Origin of the sequence: Sulfuriferula multivorans (assembly GCF_003851125.1) — a bacterium.
Classification (GTDB): Bacteria; Pseudomonadota; Gammaproteobacteria; order Burkholderiales; family Sulfuriferulaceae; genus Sulfuriferula; species Sulfuriferula multivorans.
The window spans coordinates 1-1,728 of the sequence record NZ_BGOW01000031.1 but is presented as its reverse complement, the minus strand read 5'-3'; the positions used below and the strand labels follow the sequence as shown (position 1 = coordinate 1,728).

The 1,728-nt window shown below is 58.2% G+C and carries 1 protein-coding gene; it reads left to right on the top strand.

What is annotated here, in order from left to right:
• Positions 1 to 436: 436 nt before the first annotated feature.
• Positions 437 to 1,728: group II intron reverse transcriptase/maturase (gene ltrA / locus EI185_RS13910; RefSeq protein ID WP_124705756.1), on the top strand; the 1,292-nt coding region annotated here is incomplete at its 3' end.

Here is a 1,728-nt window from a genome sequence, read left to right as displayed (position 1 = left end):
TTGGTGCGCCCGGCAGGGCGCACTTACTTGGAGGTGAAAGACCTCTACTCGCCCGGCAAGGGGAAGAGTTAGCTGAACGGCAAGGGTGTTCTGGGCGACTGGAAATCTGGAGGAAGCCGAAGGCAAAGCGCTGGCCTGACGAACAGGAAGCGGATATGAGGCGGCGTAGCGGGGTGAGATGTCCAATATCATCGAAGCCCGAAACTTGTACGGAACGCTACGACGTAGATCCGACAGGCATAAGCGTGAAGGTGGGTGCGCAATACCCGGGGAGATCTGCATGCGTGCCTTGTGCTACCGGCATCGAGAGGTGCGGGGATGCGCATGCAGAAGTCAGCAGAAGGCATAGTAGGTCAAGGACGAGGCGGTACGATCCGAGAAGAGCCCTGACCGAAGGCCTGAACATTGAACAACGCGATTAGGACATTCGACCTCGATGCAAATCGATGAGGCAACAAGGCAGGCAACTGCGCCCAGCACGGAGAAAGACGAACGGATTTCGTCAATGGCCGGGCTGGGTGCCGAGATAGGCACGGCGGCGGATGGGCAAACGAAAGCGGAAGGGCTGCGGCAGATGGACGCCGTGGTCGAACGTAGCAACCTTTGGCGAGCGTATGAGCGGGTCATGCGGAACAAGGGCGCAGCGGGAGCCGATGGACTCACTGTGTCCGATTTCAAAGCATGGCTGCAACAGCACTGGCCAAGCGTCAAGGCAGCACTTCTGGCAGGTAGTTACATACCGGCGGCGATCCGCAAAGTGGACATACCCAAGCCCAATGGCGGGGTACGCACACTGGGCATCCCGACGGTGTTGGATCGCCTGATCCAGCAAGCGCTACTGCAAGTACTGCAACCTGAATTCGAGCCTGAATTCTCCGAACATAGCTACGGGTTCCGGCCGGGCCGCAATGCATGGCAAGCGGTGCAACGAGCGCAGAGCTATATCGGGGAAGGCTGCCGCTGGGTGGTTGACCTCGACTTGGAGAAATTCTTTGACCGGGTGAACCACGACATTCTCATGTCACGGATAGCTCGCAAGGTCAAGGATGAACGGGTATTGAAACTGATCCGTCGTTATCTGAAAGCGGGCATGATGTCAGACGGAATCGTCAGCGCGAGGGAAAAGGGCACGCCGCAGGGCGGGCCGCTATCTCCGCTGCTGTCGAACATCCTGCTGACGGACCTGGACCGTGAGTTGGAACGCAGGGGACACCGATTCTGCCGTTATGCCGATGACAGCAACATTTACGTCAAAAGCGAAGTGGCGGGACGGCACGCGATGGAGGCGATCACCGACTACCTGGAGAAGAAATTGAAGCTTCAAGTGAATCGGGGCAAAAGCGCCGTCGCGCGGCCTTGGCAGCGGAAGTTTCTGGGCTACAGTGTCACTTGGCATAAGCAGCCACGCCTTAAAATCGCCGACAGCAGCTTGAAGCGGTTCAAAGACAGAGTGCGTGAAATCATTGTCGGGAATGCCTCGCGCAACCTCGACAAAGCGATAGCAGCGCTCAACCCGGTGCTGCGAGGCTGGACATCCTACTTTCGGCTGACCGAGGTAAAAGGTGTGTTGCAGGAACTGGACGGATGGATTCGGCGCAAACTGCGTTGTCTGCTATGGCGGCAATGGAAGCGACCGGCCACCCGGAATAAGCGACTCCAAGCGCGAGGTGTGGATGAGACGCGAGCATGGAAATCGGCAAGCAACGGACGTGGCCCTTGGTGGAACGC